The organism is Peribacillus sp. NPDC096379, from assembly GCF_044762875.1.
GTDB lineage: Bacteria > Bacillota > Bacilli > Bacillales > DSM-1321 > Peribacillus.
Map to the genome: position 1 here is coordinate 35,142 of NZ_JBIWFD010000008.1, position 22,507 is coordinate 57,648.

The 22,507-nt window shown below is 37.2% G+C and carries 14 protein-coding genes and 5 pseudogenes; 13 read left to right on the plus strand and 6 right to left on the minus strand.

Annotated elements, in window-relative coordinates; genetic code table 11:
- Positions 1 to 105: 105 nt before the first annotated feature.
- Together ACIQZI_RS22210 and ACIQZI_RS22215 are read left to right on the plus strand one after the other, a co-directional pair.
- Positions 106 to 480, plus strand: a pseudogene (locus ACIQZI_RS22210) (Tn3 family transposase); the annotation flags it as partial.
- A gap of 563 nt (positions 481 to 1,043) precedes the next feature.
- A complete protein-coding gene (locus ACIQZI_RS22215) occupies positions 1,044 to 1,640 on the plus strand; it encodes an NADPH-dependent FMN reductase (protein ID WP_403077508.1) in 597 nt (198 codons plus the stop codon).
- A 444-nt stretch (positions 1,641 to 2,084) separates the two neighbouring features.
- Here the strand turns inward: ACIQZI_RS22215 and ACIQZI_RS22220 are convergent, their stop codons facing one another.
- Positions 2,085 to 3,344 (minus strand): glycosyl hydrolase family 18 protein, encoded by a 1,260-nt coding sequence (locus ACIQZI_RS22220; protein WP_403077511.1) that lies wholly within the window; start codon positions 3,342 to 3,344, stop codon positions 2,085 to 2,087.
- A gap of 354 nt (positions 3,345 to 3,698) precedes the next feature.
- On the opposite strand from ACIQZI_RS22220, the gene ACIQZI_RS22225 reads away from it, so the two are divergent.
- Positions 3,699 to 4,019, plus strand: coding sequence for a 2Fe-2S iron-sulfur cluster-binding protein (locus tag ACIQZI_RS22225; protein ID WP_403077514.1), 321 nt, complete (start codon positions 3,699 to 3,701; stop codon positions 4,017 to 4,019).
- A 112-nt stretch (positions 4,020 to 4,131) separates the two neighbouring features.
- Here the strand turns inward: ACIQZI_RS22225 and ACIQZI_RS22230 are convergent.
- From ACIQZI_RS22230 to ACIQZI_RS22240, 3 genes and pseudogenes are all read right to left on the minus strand, one after another.
- Positions 4,132 to 4,353: pseudogene (locus ACIQZI_RS22230) on the minus strand (helix-turn-helix domain-containing protein); the annotation flags it as partial.
- Between the two features lie 340 nt (positions 4,354 to 4,693).
- A complete protein-coding gene (locus ACIQZI_RS22235; RefSeq protein WP_403077517.1) occupies positions 4,694 to 5,689 on the minus strand; it encodes a VOC family protein in 996 nt (331 codons plus the stop codon).
- A 21-nt stretch (positions 5,690 to 5,710) separates the two neighbouring features.
- The gene (locus ACIQZI_RS22240; RefSeq protein ID WP_403077694.1) at positions 5,711 to 6,487 is read right to left on the minus strand and encodes an alpha/beta fold hydrolase; all 777 of its coding nucleotides are present in this window, start codon (positions 6,485 to 6,487) and stop codon (positions 5,711 to 5,713) included.
- Positions 6,488 to 6,565: 78 nt separating this feature from the next.
- Between ACIQZI_RS22240 and ACIQZI_RS22245 the strand changes: the two are divergent.
- A pseudogene (locus ACIQZI_RS22245) lies at positions 6,566 to 6,772 on the plus strand (IS4 family transposase); the annotation flags it as partial.
- 261 nt (positions 6,773 to 7,033) lie between these two features.
- Here the strand turns inward: ACIQZI_RS22245 and ACIQZI_RS22250 are convergent.
- On the minus strand, positions 7,034 to 8,149 hold the full coding sequence (locus ACIQZI_RS22250; protein WP_403077520.1) for an FAD-dependent oxidoreductase: 1,116 nt from the start codon (positions 8,147 to 8,149) through the stop codon (positions 7,034 to 7,036).
- A 325-nt stretch (positions 8,150 to 8,474) separates the two neighbouring features.
- Here ACIQZI_RS22250 and ACIQZI_RS22255 point away from each other — a divergent pair, with 325 nt between their 5' ends.
- The 9 genes and pseudogenes from ACIQZI_RS22255 (at position 8,475) to ACIQZI_RS22295 (ending at position 20,227) form a co-directional block, all read left to right on the plus strand.
- On the plus strand, positions 8,475 to 9,089 hold the full coding sequence (locus ACIQZI_RS22255) for a TetR/AcrR family transcriptional regulator (RefSeq protein ID WP_403077523.1): 615 nt from the start codon (positions 8,475 to 8,477) through the stop codon (positions 9,087 to 9,089).
- Between the two features lie 409 nt (positions 9,090 to 9,498).
- A pseudogene (locus ACIQZI_RS22260) lies at positions 9,499 to 10,179 on the plus strand (IS6 family transposase); the annotation flags it as partial.
- Between the two features lie 387 nt (positions 10,180 to 10,566).
- Entirely contained in the window at positions 10,567 to 11,106 is a 540-nt protein-coding gene (locus ACIQZI_RS22265) for a hypothetical protein (protein ID WP_403077526.1), read from the plus strand.
- A 35-nt stretch (positions 11,107 to 11,141) separates the two neighbouring features.
- A complete protein-coding gene (locus ACIQZI_RS22270) occupies positions 11,142 to 13,109 on the plus strand; it encodes an ABC transporter ATP-binding protein/permease (protein WP_403077529.1) in 1,968 nt (655 codons plus the stop codon).
- A gap of 67 nt (positions 13,110 to 13,176) precedes the next feature.
- The gene (locus ACIQZI_RS22275; protein ID WP_403077532.1) at positions 13,177 to 13,845 is read left to right on the plus strand and encodes a response regulator transcription factor; all 669 of its coding nucleotides are present in this window, start codon (positions 13,177 to 13,179) and stop codon (positions 13,843 to 13,845) included.
- A gap of 1 nt (position 13,846) precedes the next feature.
- Positions 13,847 to 15,169 (plus strand): HAMP domain-containing sensor histidine kinase, encoded by a 1,323-nt coding sequence (locus ACIQZI_RS22280; protein WP_403077535.1) that lies wholly within the window; start codon positions 13,847 to 13,849, stop codon positions 15,167 to 15,169.
- A 628-nt stretch (positions 15,170 to 15,797) separates the two neighbouring features.
- Positions 15,798 to 18,209, plus strand: a complete 2,412-nt coding sequence (locus ACIQZI_RS22285; protein ID WP_403077538.1) for a beta-glucosidase — start codon at positions 15,798 to 15,800, stop codon at positions 18,207 to 18,209.
- 507 nt (positions 18,210 to 18,716) lie between these two features.
- Positions 18,717 to 19,337, plus strand: coding sequence for a recombinase family protein (locus tag ACIQZI_RS22290; RefSeq protein ID WP_403077541.1), 621 nt, complete (start codon positions 18,717 to 18,719; stop codon positions 19,335 to 19,337).
- A gap of 193 nt (positions 19,338 to 19,530) precedes the next feature.
- Positions 19,531 to 20,227 (plus strand): annotated as a pseudogene (locus ACIQZI_RS22295) (IS6 family transposase).
- A gap of 176 nt (positions 20,228 to 20,403) precedes the next feature.
- Here ACIQZI_RS22295 and ACIQZI_RS22300 read toward each other — a convergent pair.
- Positions 20,404 to 22,434, minus strand: coding sequence for a carbohydrate-binding domain-containing protein (locus ACIQZI_RS22300; protein WP_403077544.1), 2,031 nt, complete (start codon positions 22,432 to 22,434; stop codon positions 20,404 to 20,406).
- Positions 22,435 to 22,507: the final 73 nt, after the last annotated feature.

Below are 22,507 nucleotides of genomic sequence, written 5' to 3' on the forward strand. Positions count from 1 at the left end.
GAGTTAAGTTTATGTGAAAGTTATATTCCCTAGTGATTAATGTGTTTCCAATATAGTGGGGAAGCATTTTTTGTTGAATTAACTGTCAAAAAGCATACTTTATGACACGTGTCAGATTTGTCAATTGAAGAGCATTATACAGATACAGCTGGTTTTACAGATCAAGTATTTGGTTTAACTCATTTACTCGGATTTCGATTTGCGCCACGTCTTCGAGATTTGTCAGACTCAAAACTTTATGTAATAGGAAAACCAAGCGATTTTCCGAAAATCGAGAATCTCTTGCGTGGTCAAATAGATATGAAGGTTATACGTAAAAATTACGATGATGTTCTACGCTTAGCACATTCTATTCGAGAGGGGAAAGTTTCCGGTTCGCTTATTATGGGTAAGCTAGGTTCTTATGCTCGACAGAACAAGGTTGCCAAAGCACTTAGAGAGATGGGACGAATTGAAAAGACAATCTTTATCTTAGATTATATCTCAAGTGAATCCGTACAAGGAATTTTTTAATCAATCTTTATTCTAAAGCTACATATAGAAATTACACTGTTTTTGACGATCGAATCAATAAAACTCTGTGCTTGAAATTATTCTTGCCGAGGAACCTTTCCCCCATACAAACAGCGGACTTTATCAGCTAATGATATATAGTTGGTTATCTATTGCTGTAGACAGCTCAATGTTATAGATTAAAATTGTGTGCATAAATCAAATTAAATTTCCTAATAAGGATTGAACAATATACTCTAAAAAAGGGTGGCAGAGGATAACGAGCTTTAAGATCAAGTATCCATGAAGAGGTCTAAACTACATGTATTAAATAGAAAAGGAGAATTGCCAACATTTCGTGGAAAACATACGTTTTTTTTCTTTTTCTGGTAGGGTGCCACTTCCAACAAATGTCTTAACGTGGTTTTACATCAAAATGGTAACCTACTTTATTAGACTGAGCAGATAAATTTAACGAAATAAGGATAAAATATGAAGAGTGATGAATCGTAAGGACATTCATAACTTCGAGACGAGGTATGGTGGAAGAAATGAGTTTTTTAGATAAACTATTTGGTAGATCAGCTACTGAGGAGGAAAAAACAATGACAAGATTAAATATCGGAATTATCTTAGGAAGTACACGCCAAGGACGTGTAAGTCCACAAGTAGGAGAATGGGTAAAAGGAATTGCTGACAAACGTGGAGATGCGAATTATGAAATCGTAGATATTGCAGACTTCAATTTACCATTTGTATTTACAACTGCTGGTGATGAACCAGGATTAAAAGCTTGGTCAGAAAAGCTTACTAATTTAGATGGGTTTGTGTTCATTGTGGCAGAATATAATCATAGCATAACAGGTGCATTAAAAAATGCATTGGATTCAGCTCGTGACGAATGGAATAATAAAGCTGCTGGTATTGTAAGCTATGGTTCAACTGGTGGTGCTCGTGCAGCTGAACATTTACGTGGAATTTTAGGAGAATTACTAGTTGCAGATGTTCGTGTACATCCAACATTGTCATTATTTACAGATTTTGAAAATGGAAGTGTTTTTAAACCAGCTGAACACCACCCTAAAAATGTAAATGCTATGCTTGACCAAGTTATTGCCTGGAGCGGTGCATTAAAAACTTTACGATAAAAATCATTCCAAACAATAGTAAATGTGAGGAGGATTATAGCTATCCCTCTTTTTGTATGTGAAATTCCATTGGTCAAAAGCTTAACGAACGGGTGTATTAAGAAAGAAAGGACTTCCCTAATAGTGAAGGGGCTAAGTTGAAGATCCTTATTTCACCCCATGTGAAGAGAGTTGTTTTTTTTAAGATGAATGTGCAAAATAACGCTTAAAATAGGTGATAAATAACACCTAAAGTGACAACCGCATTCTAACGTTTCTGAATTAACTTTATTTCCCAAGTGGTATCATATCGGTGACTATGCAACATGAAACAACTTTATGGTGAGAATTTAGACATTGCTCACGTAAGAATGCGTCTTGAACTACATACTTTATACAGAAAAAACTGAGCAATGTAATCAGCGCAGGCTTTTTCTGTATATATTAACCGTTCTTGTTAAATGTTTAAATCACTTTTCTTGTATTTAGAAATTCCTTTACTAAGTAGGCCGATTGAGGGAAGTGCAATCCTACTTGCCAAGCTCCTATTCCTCTTAATCGATAATCAACAACCAATTGTAGCTTGTGTGCACGTGCTCTCGAGTCTTCGTACCAAACGATATGTCTTGTACCCGCTTCGTCTCGATAGCTAAAGAAAGGCTGCTGGTCTTGAATGGAATATTGAATAGGTACTTGATATTTCATAGCTGTCTCTATGGCAGTGGCTACGGAAACAGCACGCCCACTTAAAGCGGTTCCATTTGACATCGTCCAGTCATATCCGTATCGTGGAACACCAAGGATGATTTTATTCCCTCTCATTAAGTTTTGAGCATACTCGATGGTTTTCCTAACTTCTTGTATTGGAGCAACAGGACCAGGCTGACTGCTTGCTTCATGCCAGTCATAGGCCATAATAAAAACAAAGTCAACAGCAGCTCCAATGCCTCCGTAATCATATCCCATTAACCAAGGGATGTCATCGCTTGTTTTTGCTGGAACAGCTACAGAAGTATAATATCCTTCAGGCTTCAATCGATCTCGTAACGCTCGCAAGAATCCGCTATACATATCTCTTTCTCCTTCACGGATTCTTTCAAAGTCAATATTCACTCCGGCGTAATTTTTTGTCTTCACCAAATTGTAAATATTATTAATAACTCGTTCCCTTACCTCCGGATTATTTAATACTTTCCTTGTTAATTCGGGGCTGAATCCGGTCTCCGTTAAATTTGTTATGACTGCAAGAGGGGCAACCTTATTTTCCCTTAATAATCCGATAAGGTGTTGATCATCAAGTGTACTTAAGCTTCCATCTTCAAGAATATGATATTCAAATATTCCAAAATACGTATTAATAGAAGCAAATGCTTTAACATTGGCTATATTTTTTGCTGGGATAGAAGGTGTGATATAACTCAGTCCTTCTCCTTCATGCTTAAGTCTTGGCGGCAAATAGATATTCATGCCAACCGTCAATAAATCAGATTGTAATCCATTATATAAGCGAATCGTTTCAATAGGAACCAAAGCCATTTGCGAAATGGAATATAGCGAATCTCCAGGTTGAACAATATATACATTTGTCGGAATAAGTAAGTCCTGCCCTGGTACCAGACGATCTGTTTTTAAACCGTTCGTGATTCGGATACTATCCATATTAATTCGATATTTCGTCGAAATGGAAAATAATGAATCGCCTGTTTTTACAACATAAATAAACATAGATCCACCTCGTTTGCTAAACTTTGTTATTGATTTAAATATATGTCATTGTGTATTAAGAATGTCGGGTAATAATTATATTATAGACGATCAACAAATCCTCTAAGGTTTCGATTCCGAGGGTCTTTGCTTCAAGGTGACTCAAATACTGAAAAAACGTTAAAATTTCGTGCTTGAATAACCAATATGACTTTTGCTAATACGTGTTGCCATTTCATTATCCACCCCTTGCATCATTTTGTAATATTGAAAAGTAATATTTCTCTACATTTCATGTCTATCAAATGTGAGAAAAGGAGATAATTATGTTAAAAGACTATTGGTATTCATCATTTAGTACGGGGAGGTAATAAAATGCCAAAAGTAACTGTTATAGGATACGGAGCTTTTGAAGTGGAAAAAGGGAAAAAGCTAGTATTAGCTCTAGAGGATAACGGTGTAGATATTCTTCATCGTTGCGGAGGGAATGCAAAATGTACGACATGCAGAGTAGAAGTATTGGCTGGTGAGTTTTGTGATTTAAGCAATGTAGAAAAAAACGCCTTTTCGGAAAAAGGAATTGAAGATCATTTGCGTTTATCCTGTCAACTTCGTGTGGATGGAGATGTGAGCGTTCGCCCAATCATGACAGTAAATGGATCTAGTATGAATGCTGGTCCGAGACCATCCAAATAATTGGATTCTGAATTGTGAAAATTAGCCAACATACATATTAGGCCCAGTACCAGCGTAGCTGTAACTAGGGGCAAAGTGGACATAGCTTAAGCACCTCTTGCCCTATTGGTTACTAGTTAGTCTCGTTATTGTTTTGTATCTTACGATACAGAGTCATTCTAGAGATATCGGCTTTCTCTGCAGCATCCGTTCGACTCATTCCCTGTTCCATAAGATATAGAGCATACTGGATCTTTTCTTCATCTGCTTTCGGTCTTCTTGGAAGCTTTCCTCGTTTCCTTGCAGCCAAAATCCCCTCTTTTGTCCTTTCAGAGGTTAAATCCCTTTCGAATTTTCCTTTTATTGTAATATATCTGGCGAACTAGAGCAGTAACCCTGTGATTAGGCTACAAAGGATAGCAATGATTTTAATTTTCAGAGTATTGACAAATATCGAAGCATTTTGCATCTATTTTAAGTGTTAATTTGCACACCCAACTTTAAAACCCAGCTACCTTCACATGAGAAGATTAGCTGGGTTTCTTAATTATTTACGACCAATCATTTATATAACTAATTAGATGTACTAGACAGTCAAAAGTTCTTGTCGAAATTTGTTGATAGAAGAATAACCCAAACCTAGCAATTTGGTGATATCCTAAAATGACCTTCGTATTCTATTAAATTTCTAGGTATTATTTTTTTACTGTTTCCTTTACAATGCCTGCGTAAATTCCTGTCATAATTTCGTCTGTTGCACCTACAGGTTGTCCCCAAAGTGTAAGGGCTAAGTCTAGTTCTTCAGTTGTCCAATGAATTGGTTCCCAGTCTGGCTCTAAGACTAGATATGCATTCGTAAATAATTCAATTCGAAGTCCACTACCTGGATCCTCAACATATAAATAAAGCGCGCGCGATCCGCCGTGACGGCCTGGTCCTATACATTTCAACCCAGCTTCAGCTAAGATGTCTGCTGCTCGTAAAATATCTTGACCATCATCCAGCCAGTATGCTAAATGATTCACCTCTGAAGTTGATTTTGCCCGTGGATCACTCATTACAGCGATGTCATGCGCTAGAGGTGATACGTTCATCCAAGCACCTACAATTTGATCCGTACCAGGGACTTCAATAGTTTCACGCATTTGAAAACCTAATTTTTCTGCTAAGAAATCTGCAATAATTTGTGTACTCATCGTTGTCATACAATTTATATGGTCAATACGTCTTGGCGAAACGCCTTTTGACCAAGCTTTGTAAGGTTGATTTCGTAGAATAGATTTATTGTCACCTTCACCCAAAGGACGCTCCATATCATAATAAATTTCAAAATTATGACCACTTGGTAATTGGAAACGAATGGCTTCGCCTTGGCCTACTTCAAATTTATCGTTAATTTTTGTTACTTCAACGCCAGCTTCCTCAAATAAAGCCGCAAAACTCGCTACATCTTCTCTGCGTTTCGCTTTCCATGCAATGTGCTCAATTCTTGATTCTGCACCAGCTGTAATCGATAAAGTATGGTGTTCAAAATCTCCCCATGCTCGTAGATAATGTACACCATCAACTTCTTTCGTTTCTTCTAAACCTAATACTTCTTTAAAAAACCAAAGTGATTTTTCTACATTTTGGGAAATTAATGCTACATGACCCAATTTTACGATTTCAGGTAAAATTTTATATTCTTCCATTATAAAGCCCCCTTGAATTTATTATTTCAATGAATCAGCAGTTTCTTTAACCGATAAAAATTGCTCGACTAACTGGATAAATCGATCTTTCTGTTCAATCTGCGCCCAATGACCGCATTGTTTAAGTAAAACAAGCTGAGCATTAGGAATATGCTCTAATAAAGTTAAACTACTTTCCTTGGGCACTAGTCTGTCTTCGTAACCGTGAATCAATAATACTTTTTGTTTAATTCGCATTAAGTTACTTGGTGAAAACATATATTCTGTTGGTGACTGGGCAAATAATTTCGGGAAAATCTCCCTTACTTCTTTTCTCATCACCTTTTCATATCTATCTTCAATATTATCTAATATATTTATGATAATAGATTCGTCATACATAAAGGAGATGAGTATATTTTTTAGATTTTGGACAGTGGGATCTTTATCAAAATTAGTAGCGCGTACCAATTCTGGAGTTAATTCTTTCAATTCTCCGCCAGCCGATCCCATCGTTATAATTTTGTTAAATCGGTCCGGAGCATAAATTGCTGCACTGAAAGAAATCACCCCATCCATTGAATTTCCTACTAAATGAGCTTTTTGGATATTATTATGGTCCATTAACTCTAAAACTTGTCTAATACGTGCCGTAGTCCATTCCCAATGAGTTAAATCAATATTTTCGGGAATATCTGTGTTTCCATAACCAATTAAATCTGGCGCTAATACATGAAATTTTTCACCAAGTATTGTTAAAATTCCAGCCCAATTGGTTTCAGAATTCGTACCTAACCCTGCCCCATGTCCACACTTGATTTGGACTAATTACTTAGGACCAGGGGTCACTAGAAATCTTTCGCTTTTTATATTTTCTTCAAGTATTTGCACTAGAACCAAGCGATTTATATAATTAAAGATTACTTTCCGTTATTGTTTCAAGCGATAGCAGTTGGCACAGAAGAACTTTTGGAAATTCTGCATCGTCTTTATCAGCTGCTCAAAAAGAACGGACGTAAATGTCATCGGTATAAGAAGAAGACCGTCTTTGATATTCTAGGGGTTGTGTACGAAACGACAGTAAAGCATAGACAAGCTGCCTAGCGAAAAAAATCGTATTTTAATAGGCTTCTTTGGTATGCCTACTTTCCATTACTCGCTCGTTTTGAAACAAGAATTATTTCGTATCTAGTCATTTACATCCTTAGCTTGATGGGCATGTGGTAGTCCCCCTAATAGCTCGTAAAAAAATTCTGTTTTACGTACAAGGGGGAAGTCTGCCCTTTTTTAGGTATAATTGCATTGAATCTTCAGTTTAATGGGCTATTCACAAATGAGTTTACTTTTACTCCCAGTTATGGAGGTTTAGTTGGGACTATTAAACTGAAATTCTAAGTTAGAGGGTACTTTTTGAACATCCACTTCAAGGAAGCCACGAGATAATTTTTGATATTTCGCTGTTATCGTTTTCCTTTCCTCTTCATATCGTTGCAATGCTTCTGGAATTGTATTAGATTCACGTAAAGCTTCAGCTAATGCTCCTGCATCTTGTATTGCCATATTTGCACCTTGACCTTGCATAGGAAGCATTGGATGTGCAGCATCCCCAAGCAGTGTTATATAATTTGAACTCCAGCGTTCAATGGGCTCTCTATCATAAAGTGCTCTCGAGACAGTAGGAAATTCTATGTTATTTATCAATTGATGAATCTTAGGACTAGAACCTTTGAATAATTCAAGGTAATCCTTTTTCTCTAATGTTACACTCCACGATGGATCTTGTAATGGCACAATTAAATCAACATGAACTCCAGATCTTACGGGCATTAAAAGTACGTAGGACCTGCCATCCTGATAAAGTGCTATTGTGTTATCAGGAGATAAATTAAGTGTATCTTCTCGATTTATAATATTCAGGCAAGCATGATATCCGGAGTAAATGAGCTTGTCATCACTAAATTTCCGACGTATAGCTGAATGAATACCATTAGCTGCTATCACTAAATCAGCTTCAATAACAGTACCATTGTTAAAATGAACTTCTACATGATTTTCATGTTCGATAATTGACTCATAGACGTGATTTAAATGAATCGATTCAGATGGTAATGGAGCTATTAATGTATCAAGTAGGTCAGCACGGTGAATACTTCTTACCCCCGTTTCATTTGGATCATTTATTATAGAGGGGATCTTCTCCTTTATAAGTGTATGTTCATCTGCTGCTGCAAGTAATTCCAAATACTCATTATGAAAACTCCTATTTAGAATTTCATCCTGCAATCCCCAATTCTTCATCAAATGTAAAGATTGCTGACTTAAAATAACTCCAGCCCCTATCTCTGTTAAATGCGGTGCTTGTTCATAAATTTCAGCATGAATACCTTCATTTTTTAGAGCAACCGCGGCGGCTGCACCGCCAATTCCGCCTCCAATAATAGCAACTCTTAATTCGGACTTTTTTTCGTCTCTTAATCTCATAAATAACTTCCCTCCATAAAATGTTAATGAAAGCGAAACTTTAACTCGATTAATACAAGTGTACTAGTAGTACACTTGTAAAACTTATGTTTACTCTAACTTAAAAAAAATCAGAAATCAAACAATTTCATATAGTGAATAAAAAATGATTCAAAAGTACCGAATCAAGAAATTCATATTATCTTACAGGTTTCTTGATTTTTATTTATTCATAATGTAATATTAATTAAAGTACAAAGTTGTACTTTAAGTACATTTAAATAGGAGGAATACCTAAATTGTTACCTTCTACCTATAAGATTATTAAGTGATAAGGACTGAGTTTATGACGGGGCCATTTTCTAGAAAACAAATCCAACATGATCGGGAAGAATATATTCTTCAAGTTGCTGAAGAAATTTTAAAAGAGAAGGGTTATAGTGACATGTCTATGGATGAAATAGCTTCTCGTGTTGGAATTAGTAAAGTTACACTCTATCGGCATTTTAAGTCAAAAGAAGATCTTGTTTTTTCATTGTTTTTCCATGATTTATCTAATTTCCTTCAAGATCTTGAGCAGATGATTTTGACCGATCTTCCATTAATGAAAAAAATAGAATCTATTATTTATATGGGTATCTTGAATTTTTTACAAAAAGATTCGGCATTTTCTCTACCTTTCATTTCCTCTTTAGGAGAGCTTCCAATATTCCTAAAAAGTAAGCAAAAAGAAATAGAAAAAATTGAACACACTATAGCAGATTATTTAATACCATTACTTGAGAAAGGCCAATCTGAGGGTAGAATAGATGCTTCAATTCCTTCTGAACTCCTTTTGAGAACTCTTTTTGGAATTCTTTCCTCACTTAGCTTACGATACCTAATAAAAGAAAATAATTTAAGTCAAAAACAACTAGCGGAAATGGGGACACGTCTCTATATGAAAGCAATTAAGGCTTAAAAAGAAAAGGGCATGTTAGTGTAGCTATGTAATACAGTTTGATAAAAGAGATGATGCTAAAGCTTATTTGGCAACAAACAAGAAGAATCCATTTTGAAAAATGGATTATTTTCTTGTGAATTAGTATACAACTTTTGTGAAAATGTTTGATCAAAATTTTCCATCAACCCTGCTATAACAGTGTTTTCTTTAGAGTTACCCTTCTAAAACGGTTAAACTTTTTTCAAAACATCGCAACTTTTTTATAAACGGTGCGACTTTATTCAAAACAATTAAACTTTGTTTTGATGCCACAGAGAACCCTTCAGGGCGTTATCCCATCATTTGATTCTTCGATATAATCCTTCAATTCCGAAAGGAACTGTCTAGCCTTTACCAGAGTGATGTGACCATCCTCCATTTAAACTAGAAACATTATCAACCTGATCTTATTTTATTAACCGTAAGATGGTACCTGAGGTACAACCTCAGTTTTCGTGATTTAGTCGAAATGATGGAAGAACGTGGACTATCTATTGCTCATACAACCATTATGCGTTGGGTTCATCAATATGGACCTGAATTAGATAAAAGAGTACGACGTTATCTTAAGACAACCAATGATTCTCGGAGAGTCGATGAAACCTATGTGAAAGTCAAAGGTCAATGGATGTATCTGTATCGTGCTGTTGACTCGGACGGGAATACCATTGATTTTTATCTAAGTAAAACAAGAAATAAACAAGCAGCCAAACGCTTTTTTAAGAAAGCTTTGGCTTTTTCGCACGTTTCTAAGCCTCGTGTGATAACAGTAGACAAAACCCCAGCTTATCCAATCGCTATCCAAGAGTTAAAAGAAGAAAAGCAGATGCCTGAAGGCATCCAACTAAGGCAAGTTAAATATCTCAACAATATCGTGGAGCAGGATCATCGCTTTATTAAAAAACGAATTCGCCCGATGCTTGGATTAAAGTCCTTACGGACTGCCAAACGAATTATTGCGGGGGTAGAGGCTATGCACATGATCAAAAAAAGACAGACTCTCCAAAGGGAGAAGTCTGTCCAAAATCAAAAGGAATTCATCCATCAACTGTTTGGACTAATTACTTAGGACCAGGGGTCACTAGAAATCTTTCGCTTTTTATATCTTCTTTAAGTATTTGCACCAGAACCCAATAACAGATAGCAAATGAATTTTTTAAAAATTTTGTTCAGCAATCGGGCCATTATGTTGAACAACACCTTTAAAGAAAATTGGATATACACTTTAATGTTTAGAAGAGAATATGAAGGATTGTAAATTAACTGCGCGGGATTTTGGAATAAGCAAAAACAATAAGGTCAGTTATTTTTTATACTATGAATCATTTAAGCATCTTCTTCTTAAACATCTATTCATAAAGAAAGATAACCTTTTAAAAAAAGGTTTTTTTGAGTTTATATTCAGTTCATATAAACATGATATCTTTTGTCTATTGAGAAATAGGAGGTAAATATAATGCAAAAAAATAAGTCTATGAATCATATGCATTATTTGAAGGGCTTTAGTTGGTTTGTTGTTGTATTAAGTGCTGTTTTGGTTCTTGGAGGGACACTTTCATTAGTGGGATTGTTACCGACAAGTATATGGATTGGCTTAGATGCTATTCTAACAAAAATGACAGAAATTTTTGGCTTTGCAGCTGTGTTCCTCATATTTTTTAGAATGATATGGGTGAGAGTTAAGAAGAGTAAAGTCCTAAATCTCCGCTGGATTTTCTCCACCTGGCAATTTCTCAAAAAAAGGCATACTTTGTTTGGATGGGTCGTAGCGGCTACGGGGACTGCACACAGTCTGTACTTCCTTCTTTTTATCCCCAGTGACATGAATGGAGTTTACAGTGGGCTGCTTGCTTTTGCGGTCATGGTTGTGATGGTTTTATTCGGTTATAAATTAAATCAAAAAAAACGCACACCCAGATACGTGAGAACTTCACATACTATTCTAGGTATAGTCTTTATGATTGGACTCATATACCATGTTGTAGAACTTAAATAAACAACGGTTTTAAGGGAAATATTTAGGAGGTTAATATGAAGCTATTAGAAATCAAACATGTAAATAAATCATATAAACTTGCTGGAAAAGAATCAGTATCTATTCTGAGCAATGTGAGTATAAGCTTTGAAAGTGGCGAATTTGTTTCCATCTTGGGAGAGTCTGGTTCGGGAAAATCGACATTAATGAACATTATCGGCGGGATGGATTCTGATTATGAAGGAGACGTCATCGTACAAGGGAAAACGCTGAGATCGATGAAAGAAAAGGAAATCGATGCCTACAGAAAAGAGAAGATTGGATTCATTTTTCAAAGTTTTAACTTAATCCCTCATTTATCAGTACTTGAAAATGTGATGATTGCAATGCAAATGATGGATAAAAACGAAAAAGAACGAACGAAACATGCTATGGAGATTTTAAAAGAAGTTGGTTTGATGGATCATGCGAAGAAACGGCCAAATCAACTTTCTGGCGGCCAAAAGCAGCGTGTAGCGATTGCACGTGCTTTAGCTAACGACCCTGAGATTATTTTAGCTGATGAGCCAACAGGTGCACTCGATCAAGAAACAAGTGGACAAATCCTTGAACTTCTTGATTCGATTGCCAAAAAAGGCGTCCTCATTATTACAGTGACGCATTCACAAAAAGTAGCTGATTTTGGTAGTCGGATTGTATCGGTAGAGGATGGGCGTATTAAAGAAGATCAGTCTTTAAAAGAGCGTTACACTTCTGTTAAGGGAACGGTACAGAAAAAAGGAAAAAATTTAAGTTTGATTGCTTCTTTTAAACTGGCTATGAAAAATATGAGATTAAAGGCGAAAAGAAATATTCTCGTCGCTTTGGGAGGATCCATCGGAATATTCAGTGTCATTTTAATGTTGTCTTTAGGCAACGGTGTTAAAGACTATATGAATGATGAAATTAACACAAATTTGAATCCGCTTCTTGTCGATGTAGTAAAGTCGGCTGAAGCAGAGGCAGTAGAGGAGCAGGGAGGACCGCCCAATCAACAAATGGGGGGAGAGCCATTTACAGACGAAGACATAGCTACGATCAGCGGATTGAAAAATGTTGAGAGAGTAGAAAAAGTGACAACAATCAGGGGAAAAACCAATGTTGTATACAGTGAAAAGAATTATGAGCTGTCGGCAATGGAGACTTTAACCGATACGATTAATAAGGATAATATTGAAAAGGGAACACTCCCATCTGAGAATGAAGTGTTGCTGACGACATCTTTTGCACAAAGTTTAACCAGTGAAGAGACATATGAGTCCCTCGTAGGAGAATCCATTAAACTGTTTATTAATGAAATGGGTGAAAATAACGAGCCAATCACAGTGGAAAGAGAACTTATCATATCGGGTATTTATGCTCAGGAAGATATGGGACCAATAGAGGGAGCAAGTGCGTACGTTTCGTATACGACGCTTGAGGATGCATACAGCGCAAAGGAGTTAACATTGAAACCTGTACAGCTTAATGCGTATGCAAAAAAACAAGATGATGTAGAAGGAATTAAAGCTGATGTGGAAAAAGCCGGCTTCGTAAGCTCTCCGATTGCAAGTATGATGGAACAAGTAACAACATATGTGAATATGGCAACATGGATGTTAGCCGGAATTGCGGCTATCTCCCTGCTTGTATCGGGCATTATGATATTAGTAGTCCTTTATATCAGTGTTGTTGAACGAACTAGAGAAATTGGTGTTTTACGGGCGATTGGCGCAAGGAAGAAAGATATCCGACGCATTTTCTTTTCAGAGTCTGCTCTAATGGGCTTATTGAGTGGTGTAATTGCTGTGGCAGGGGCCCTGGTTATTAGCATTCTTTTAAATGATTTGTTATCCAACAGCTTCGGTGCTGAACTGATTCAGCTTACTCCGGAATACATGCTGTTTGGAATTGGAACCAGCACATTGATCAGTGTGATTGCAGGATTACTCCCATCATCTAAAGCAGCTAAACTCGACCCAATGGAATCACTTCGATACGAATAATGAGCAGGACAAAAGCCTTTCATCACGTTGTATAATAGGGAATGGATAGGTGATTGGGGGATACTAAATGAATAAGATTTTAGTCGTGGATGATGACCCACATATTCGGAAGTTGATAAAGCTTTATCTTGAAAATAGTCAATACATCGTTGTGGAGGCAGAGGACGGACAGAAAGCACTAGATTATGTTGCACATACAAAAGTAGATTTAATGATTGTTGATGTAATGATGCCACGTGTAAACGGCATCGAATTAACAGAAGATATTCGCAGGTACTTGGATATTCCAATATTAATGGTAACAGCCAAAGGAGAATCGATGGATAAAGTTAAAGGGTTTCAAGCCGGAACGGATGATTATTTGGTGAAGCCCTTTGACCCTGTGGAGTTGGTCCTGCGGGTTAAATCCCTTTTAAAGCGCTACAATATTTTTACATCAAAGGCCATTGAAATTGGTAACGCAAAAATTGACCTTGAGACATTGACCGTTTCTTCAAATAAAGAAACGGTATTGTTAAAAAAGAAAGAATGTGAACTGCTATTTATGCTGGCCAGTTCGCCAGGTGCGATTTTTACCCGAACCCAATTGATTGAAAGACTGTGGGGAATGGACTATGAAGGAGACGAGCGGACAGTGGATGTTCATATTAATCGCCTGCGTCAGCGGATTGAGCCTTTCTCATCTTTAACAATCACCACTGTTCGAGGGCTAGGATATCGGTTGGAGGAAAAATAAGGTGTTAAAAAAAAGCCTGCGTATTCAAATTGTCGCTACTTTCATCATGATTATACTCATTAGCCTCTTTTTATCATTTGGAATTACTCGCTTGATTGCAGAGAGGGAAATTACCTTTGACGAGCCGTTTTTGACGATTGCACGTGACGCTGCCAATCTTCTTGCAGTAGCTGAGCCGGATAGGCGTAATCAGATGCTGGATATTTTATCTAGATATAGTATACATGGTGAAATTTTAAAAGAAGGAAATGTACTGCCTTTTTCATTAACAGAAGAAGAAACTTCACTGCTATTTCAGTCTGATATAACAGAGCCGTTCTTTTTAAATACAAGGGAAGGTCCTGTGCGATTCATTGGAGTGCCGAATATCGATGATAGTGGAAGTTCATTGATCGTAAAGGTGGACTTTACCCACTTTTCGAAGGTCATGCAGCGGATCTTACTTATTAGTCTTATTATCGTATTGGTTATTGGCAGTCTGTTTATTCTATTGGCCTCTAACTACATTGTTAAACCGGTGATAAAACTGACAAACGCAGCGAAAGAAATGGCAACTGGAAATTTATCCGTTCGTCTAAAAACGAAAAAGAAAGATGAACTCGGAGATTTGATGAATAGCTTTAATCATATGGCAAGTGAACTTCAGAAAATTGATAAAATGAGAGAAGATTTTGTTAGTAATGTTTCGCATGAAATTCAGTCACCAATCACATCTATTCGAGGATTTACAAAGGCGATTAGAGACGGTGTTATTCCACAAGATCATCAAAAAGAGCATCTTGATATTATTTATGAGGAAACGTTAAGACTTTCAAAGCTCAGTGATCATTTACTTCGGCTTGCTTCGCTAGATTCAGAAAACCATCCTTTTCATCCGTTAGAGTATCGATTAGATGAACAACTGCGAAGGACGATTCTCGTGTATGAACCGTTATGGACGGAAAAAAATCTTGATGTTGAAATCGACCTCCAAGCTTGCAAAGTTAAAGCTGATCAGGATTTATTTGAACAAGTATGGCAGAATTTGATTACTAATGCAATTAAATATTCAGATAAAAATAACAAGATTGAAGTGAAAATGGAAATACTCAATCATGAAGTCCGCGTTCATATAAAAGATAATGGCAATGGGATTTCAGATGAAGACCTTCCATATATATTTGATCGATTTTATATGGCAGATAAAGCAAGGAGCCATTTGGGAGGAGGAAGTGGGCTGGGATTGTCGATTGTGAAAAAGATCATCGAACTCCATGGATTTAAAGTAAATGTAAAAAGTGAGGAAGGAAAAGGAACATGTGTTACGATTTCCATCTCTCTTTAGATTGAATGGATTGGCGCTATTGTTTTTATGGTTCTGGTGCAACAATTTCAGCTAACTTGAAACTAATCTCTAAATCTTGGACATACTGATACTACTAAACTAAAAAGGACAGACTCTCCAAAGGGAGAAGTCTGTCCAAAATCAAAAAGAATTCATCCATCAACTGTTTGGACTAATTGCTTAGGATCAGGGGTCACTAGAAAACTTTCGCTTTTTTATATTTTCTTCAAGTATTTGCACCAGAACCAGACTTCTGTATATATTCTTTCAAAGTTATTTGCAATTTTCATTCAGTTTTAGGATCTATTTGCAGCTTCTTACGCTTTGCTACGACGTCAATAATTAATCCAGTAAAAAGTAAGGCTGCATCTATAAACTCATTGATTTATCACCTTAGACTTCTATTCTACAGATATTATAACAATTTTCAAAACAGTCATATGGTATATCACTCTATCTAAAACAAACGAAACTAATAAAAATGCTAGAAATAGCAAAAAAGTACAGAGGTTACGACTATTCAGATTATTCTGAGTGTTGATAAAATAGAAGTAGTAGTGCTTAACGTAGGTGATGAGATATTGCGAAAAAATGTAAGCGCTTAAAATTTTAGAAAAGGGTGAGAAATATGTTAAAAAAAATGAAAAAGAAAAGAAGGCAAAAGGTATTAGCGATAGCACTTGCTTCTGGGGTCGTCATTTCCGGACTTAGCTTTGAATCTGTTATAGTCGCAAATAGCGTAGTTGCTCAGACACACGGTGTTGAAAAAATCGGAAAAAATGTGAGAGCACACCAGGTTGCTACTCCTCAGCTAGTAGATGAAGCGTCAATTGAATCAGTTGTTGCAGTAATGACATTGCAAGAAAAAGCCTTTTTGGTTGTTGGGGGTAATAAAGGCGGGCTAACTGATGAAAATGGAGAAATAATTGGTGGACAATCAACAAAAGTTCCAGGAGCTGCTGGACAAACTCAAGCAATACCGCGTTTAGGCATCCCTGCAATTGTAATGGCTGATGGACCTATGGGAGTTAGAATAAATGCTACTAGAACGAACGATGACAAAACCTATTACGCTACCAAATTCCCGTCACCTACCGTTTTAGCCTCTACATGGGATACTAAATTAGTCAAAGAAGTTGGTGATGCAACAAGCGATGAAATGAAGGCATATGGTATCGATCTACTTCTTGCCCCAGGAATGAATATTCAGAGTTACCTTCTAAACGGCAGAAATTTTGAGTATTTCTCAGAAGATCCTGTTGTTACTGGAAAAATGGCAACAGCATTCGTAAATGCTGTTGAAGACAATGGTGTGGGTACAACCATTAAGCATTTGGCTACTTTTAACCAACGAACAAACAACAATGGAAATATGGTTGTCAGTCAAAGGGCCTTAAGAGAAATTTACCTAAAAGGTTTTGAAATGACTGTAAAAGAAGCTGATCCGTGGTCGATTATGGATTCCTACAATCAGATAAATGGTACTTATGCAACGGAAAACAAAGAATTATTAACCGATGTATTGAGAAAAGATTTTGGTTTTACCGGCTTTGCTATGACGGATTGGGAGTCTGGTGAAACAAGAAATATTGTTAAGCAGGTGGAAGCAGGAACAAACTTATTTATGCCTGGTAATGCTGCTCAGTCACAAAGAATTATCGATGCTGTTAATAACGGTAGTTTGGATGAAGCTATTCTAGACCGAAATGTTAAAGAAATACTTCGTATTGTGGTTGAAACACCTACTTTTAAAGGAGCAATAGCTTCAAATAATCCTGATCTTGAAGCAGGTGCAAAAGTAGCGCGAAAAGCCGCTGCTGATGGTATGGTCCTACTTCAAAATAAAAAATCAGCATTACCGATTCAAAATAATGTAAGTGCATCCTTATTTGGCGTGCCAATCAGTGAAATTAATACTGGTGGAAGAGGAAGTGCACTAGTAAATGCTCAATATCAAATTGGAATTGCAGAAGGACTAAAAAATGCAGGGGTAACTTTAAATGAGTCACTTATCGAAAAATACGATGATTATGTTTCAGACTTAAGAAGTCAAGATGCGTATAAAGGTACACCAGGTACATTTGGTTCAGTTGGACCAAAACTGCCTGAAATGAATATTAGTGAAGATGTCATAGAAGCAGCTAAAAATACAGATGTTGGTATTGTAGTTATTGGATCAGCACCTGGGTCTTATTCTGTTGACCGTGCTAAAGAAGACTTCTACCTATCTGAATCTCAACAAGAAATGGTCGAAAATGTCTCAAATGCCTATCGAGCCAAAGGAAAGAAAGTCATTGCTGTATTAAATGTAGAAGGACCGATAGAAGTGGAAAGCTGGAAAGATAAAGTAGATGGAATTGTACTTGCGTGGCAGCCAGGTCAAGAACTAGGAAATGCAGTTGCTGATATTTTAACTGGGAAAGTAAATCCATCTGGTAAACTCCCACAAACATTCCCTATGGACTACAGCGATCTCCCTTATGCGGATCGATATCCTGGATCTGCCAGCGGCTTCCCGTATGAAGAAGATATCTATGTGGGATATCGTTACAATACAACATTTAATGTAAAGCCTTCCTATGAATTCGGCTATGGATTATCCTATACAACATTCGACTATAGTAAGGTAAGGGTGACAAACAACGGTAATTTCAAAAATAAGATTACAGTTCATGCAACAGTAGAAAATACAGGGGATGAAGTAGGGAGAGAAGCAATACAGGTGTACGTTTCAGCTCCTGACGGTAAGCTTGAAAAGCCAGAAGTAGAGTTGAAGGCGTTTACGAAAACAAAAGAATTACGTCCAGGCAAAAAAGAGAATTTAAAATTTGAGCTTAATGCAAAAGACATTGCATCATTTGATGAAGAGTTATCAGCATGGGTAATTGAAAAGGGAACATATGAAGTAAAAGTAGGGGCTTCATCTACAAAAATTAAAGAAACAGCTACATTTAAAATAGATAAAGATATTCTTGTAGAAAAGGTGAATGATGTTTTAGAACCACAAGTACAAATTGATAAATTGTCTAAGTTTGATTAAAGATTGGATTTAGAGGTTCTGGTGCAAAAAGAATTAGATAGTAAAATCTAAATGAAAAAATTAAACATGTTAACATTTGTATGAGAGTGCCTACATTCTTTTTTTGAAAGACCATTAATCAAAAAGGTAGGAAGGGAAATGCAAATGAAAAAACACGTAAAAAAAGTTATGTTATTTATTTTAACAGTAGCAATGACACTTTCGTTCAGTATCGGTGCGTTTGCGAAGGAAGCGAAGGTGAAAGAAATAGTGATTAGTTTGTAATAGGGTTAGCCCTGCTTTGCTCACAATGAAAGATTATGTGTTTTATGGTTTTTATTATGGTCGTCATTTTACCCGTTCGTAAAAGTACACTTTTATGAACGGGTTATTTTTGTTTAAAAACAGTCAATATTAGCGTTCGTAAAACTTCGAAATAATTTAACGAACGTTCTCTTGATTACATATACTTTTATGAACGGTTTTTGATAGAATTATAGAAAAAGAATCAAAATGAAGGAGAATTAAATGGACGTTCGAAAGTTTGGATACATACGAGTTAGTAGCAAGGATCAAAACGAGGGACGACAACTTGAGGCCATGAAAGAAAAGGGAATAGGTGAACGAGGTATTTTCATGGACAAACAAAGTGGAAAGGACTTTAATCGAACTCAATATCAGTTGCTTAAACGAATGTTGAGAAAAGGAGATGTGCTATATATTCATTCCTTGGATCGCTTTGGACGGAACAAAGAAGAGATTTTACAGGAGTGGAATGACATCACGAAGAACATACAGGCCGATATCGTGGTGGTAGATATGCCTTTGCTCGATACGACTCAATTTAAGGATAGTTTAGGAACTTTCATTGCGGATCTTGTTTTACAGATTCTTTCCTGGATGGCGGAAGAAGAAAGGGATCGAATTCGAAAACGGCAGCGTGAGGGCATTGATTTAGCTATACAAAATGGAACAGTATTTGGTCGACCTAAAGTTGAGGTTACTGAAGAATTCAGAGCAGTCTATGATCGTTGGAAAGCAAGAGAGATGACTGCTGTTAAAGCGATGGAAGAATTAAATGTTAAAAAGACGACTTTTTATAAGTTGGTTAAGGAATATGAAAATGACATTAAAAAGGTTTATATATAATAGAAGAAACACGTCAAAAAAGAAGCAATTGCCGATAAGCAGATGCCTTTCAATACTTTAAAAGTACCATATACAAATAAATAAACAGGCACGTGGTTTAGGGGGGCTGGTGCAAAAATTTCAGCTAACTTGAAACTAATCTCTAAATCTTGGACATACTGATACTACTAAACTAAAAAGGACGTGTATCAGTATGAAAAAACCAGTAGAATTCAAATGGAAACATTATCAGCCTGACATTATTTTATTAACGGTTAGATGGTACCTACGGTACAGTCTCAGTGGTGGAATTGATGGAGGAACGAGGCTTATCCATAGCTCACACAACGATTATGCGTTGGGTACATCAATATGGGCCTGAATTAGATGAAAGAGTACGGCGTCATCTTAAGTCAACCAATGACTCCTGGAGAGTAGATGAAACCTATGTGAAAATCAAAGGTCAATGGATGTATCTGTATCGTGCCGTTGATTCAGAAGGGAATACCATTGATTTTTGTCTAAGCGAATCAAGGGATAAACAAGCAGCCAAACGCTTTTTTAAGAAAGCCTTGGTTTTTTCGCACGTTTCTAAGCCTCGTGTGATAACAGTAGACAAAAACCCAGCTTATCCAATCGCTATCCAAGAGTTAAAAGAAGAAAAGCAGATGCCTGAAGGCATCCAACTAAGGCAAGTTAAATATCTCAACAATATCGTGGAGCAGGATCATCGCTTTATTAAAAAACGAATTCGCCCGATGCTTGGATTAAAGTCCTTACGGGCTGCCAAACGAATTATTGCGGGGATAGAGGCTATGCACATGATCAAAAAAGAACAGATTCTCCAAAGGGAGAAGTCTGTCCAAAATCAAAAAGAATTCATCCACCAACTGTTTGGACTAATTGCTTAGGATCAGAGGTCACTAGAAAACTTTCGCTTTTTTATATTTTCTTCAAGTATTTGCACCAGAACCCTTTTTATCCTTATCACCATCTGTAGATTCCATGATTCCGTATGCTTCTTTCGCATGTTCAATTGGATAACTTCGAACACTCTTACCTAACTCAAAGGTTTCTCTCCTTTATTTCATTTTCCTTCTGGCGGCAACTGTCCGTCACTTGGAGCTTCCATTCCTTCTGGTCGCTCCATACCCTCGGGATGAAAGATCCCTTCTGGTGGCTCCATACCTTCGGGATCTTTCATCCCTTCTGGTCGCTTCATACCCTCGGGCGCTCCCATTCCACCAGGACCAGAAGTTTTTGCAGTGGTGATTCCAGATTCATTAAGCCATGTAACGGTGTCGGAAATTGTAAACTCCACTACTTTCGTGCCGCCTTGATAGTCACCAGCTTCAAAAAGACCATCACTTTCTTTACCAGACGTTGTACCTCCTGAGTAAAGGGTATAGGTAGCATCTTTCGTTAGTTTTGGCGAACTAATGACGACCGATTGATAGTCTTTTTCCGGCGCAAATGTCACAATTTCATTTCCTTCGCTATCTTCCAGATGCAGTGTGGTTCCTGCGGATTGTGTCTTCGGATAACTCATCAAGATCGTATGCTGTGATGAGTCTTCTGAAGTGGCCATCGCCATACCAGAACTTCCAACAGCGATGAGAACTCCGCCACTTATTTCAAAGTCTTTGTCATAATCCAAAGAACCATTGCCATTATTCGTAGGTCCATTAACGATTACGGTACCGCCTGTCATGGATATGGAACCATTAGAATCGAGTCCATCGCCGGCTGCATCGACATAAACATAGCCACCATTTATTGAAAGCAGAGAATCTTCCGCTTGTTCAGTAGACGTGTCTGATTTATCGTCGCCTGCGCTAATGTTTATGCCATCATCAGTTGCTTTAACATGAATTTTTCCGTCCAAGATTGTGATGGAATTACTTTCTATCCCTTCATTACTCTTCGTGATGTCGATACTTCCGCCTTTGATCAGAATGGATGTATTTGCATGAATTCCATCATCGCCAGTAGCCACTTTCAAATCGCCGCCAATTATAGTGACAGAGTTGTTGCTGTGTATCGCATCATCTAATGAATCCAGTTTAAAGCTTCCCCCGCCAATTGCCACTTCTTCATTGGCCTTAAGCCCTTTGCCACTGGATGTCTCAGAGCTAGCGTCAGTTGTGCTTGTTTCCGTTTCTCCAGGGGCTGGCCGATTCATTTCCGCATTCGTTATTTTTTCAGGACTGCCGCCTCCAGATGAAATGTTGAAATCTCCGTCTGCGATCAGAAGTGAAGTCTCTGCCTGAATGCCATCATCAGCTGCCTTGATATCAAAACTTCCTCCTTCAATGGCGATGATCCCTTTTGAAGCATCTTTGTCATTCGTGGACTTCATCCCGTCGCCACTCGCTTCGATACGGATATTGCCATCTTTAACAGCGAGGAGATCTTTTCCCATTAATCCATCATCAGCTGAATTAATTTGGATTGTTCCTCCTGTAATTTTCAATTGGTCTTTACTGGTGATTCCGTTGTTGTAATTACCTTGCACGACTAGTTTCCCACTGCCGTTAATGGTGAGATCGTCTTTGCTGAATAACGCTGCATTCGGCTCATCTTCCTCTGAATTCTCATAAACATATTTTGCTCCGTCGGATAAAATGTTTTCAGTTCCTTCTTCTAATGAAACAATAGTTTTTTCTGCTTGTTTCACGTAGATTGCTGAAGTAGAGGTAGAATGAATTTCCGCGCCATTCAAAACGAGCCGAACGATGTCATTGTCTTCTGTGTCCACAATGATTTGCCCGTCATCCAGCTTTCCTTGGATTGTATACACGCCTGAAGTTTTTATCGTGATGTTGTTCTTGTCGATGACGACTCCGCCATCACCTTCAAAGCTGGCACCACTTCCATTCAACTGAATAGACGTTTCGTTTTCCCAATCATCGTAAAAGTCTTCATCGGTATAGTTGACATACTTGCTAATAACACTAGCTATTTCTTGATTGTCAATGGTACTTAAGCTCTCGTCTTTTGCAGTAGACTCATTATTGGTACTTACCTTTTCTGAATCATTGCTGCAAGCAAACAAAGATGCGGTGCACATAAGAGTGGAGGCTACCTTTATAAATTTAGAATTTTGTTTTCTCATCATGAGCTCCTTATTGCAAATGAGATTTCATCCATTTTTCAGATGATGTTTTGCTAAGAACCCTATTATTCACTAC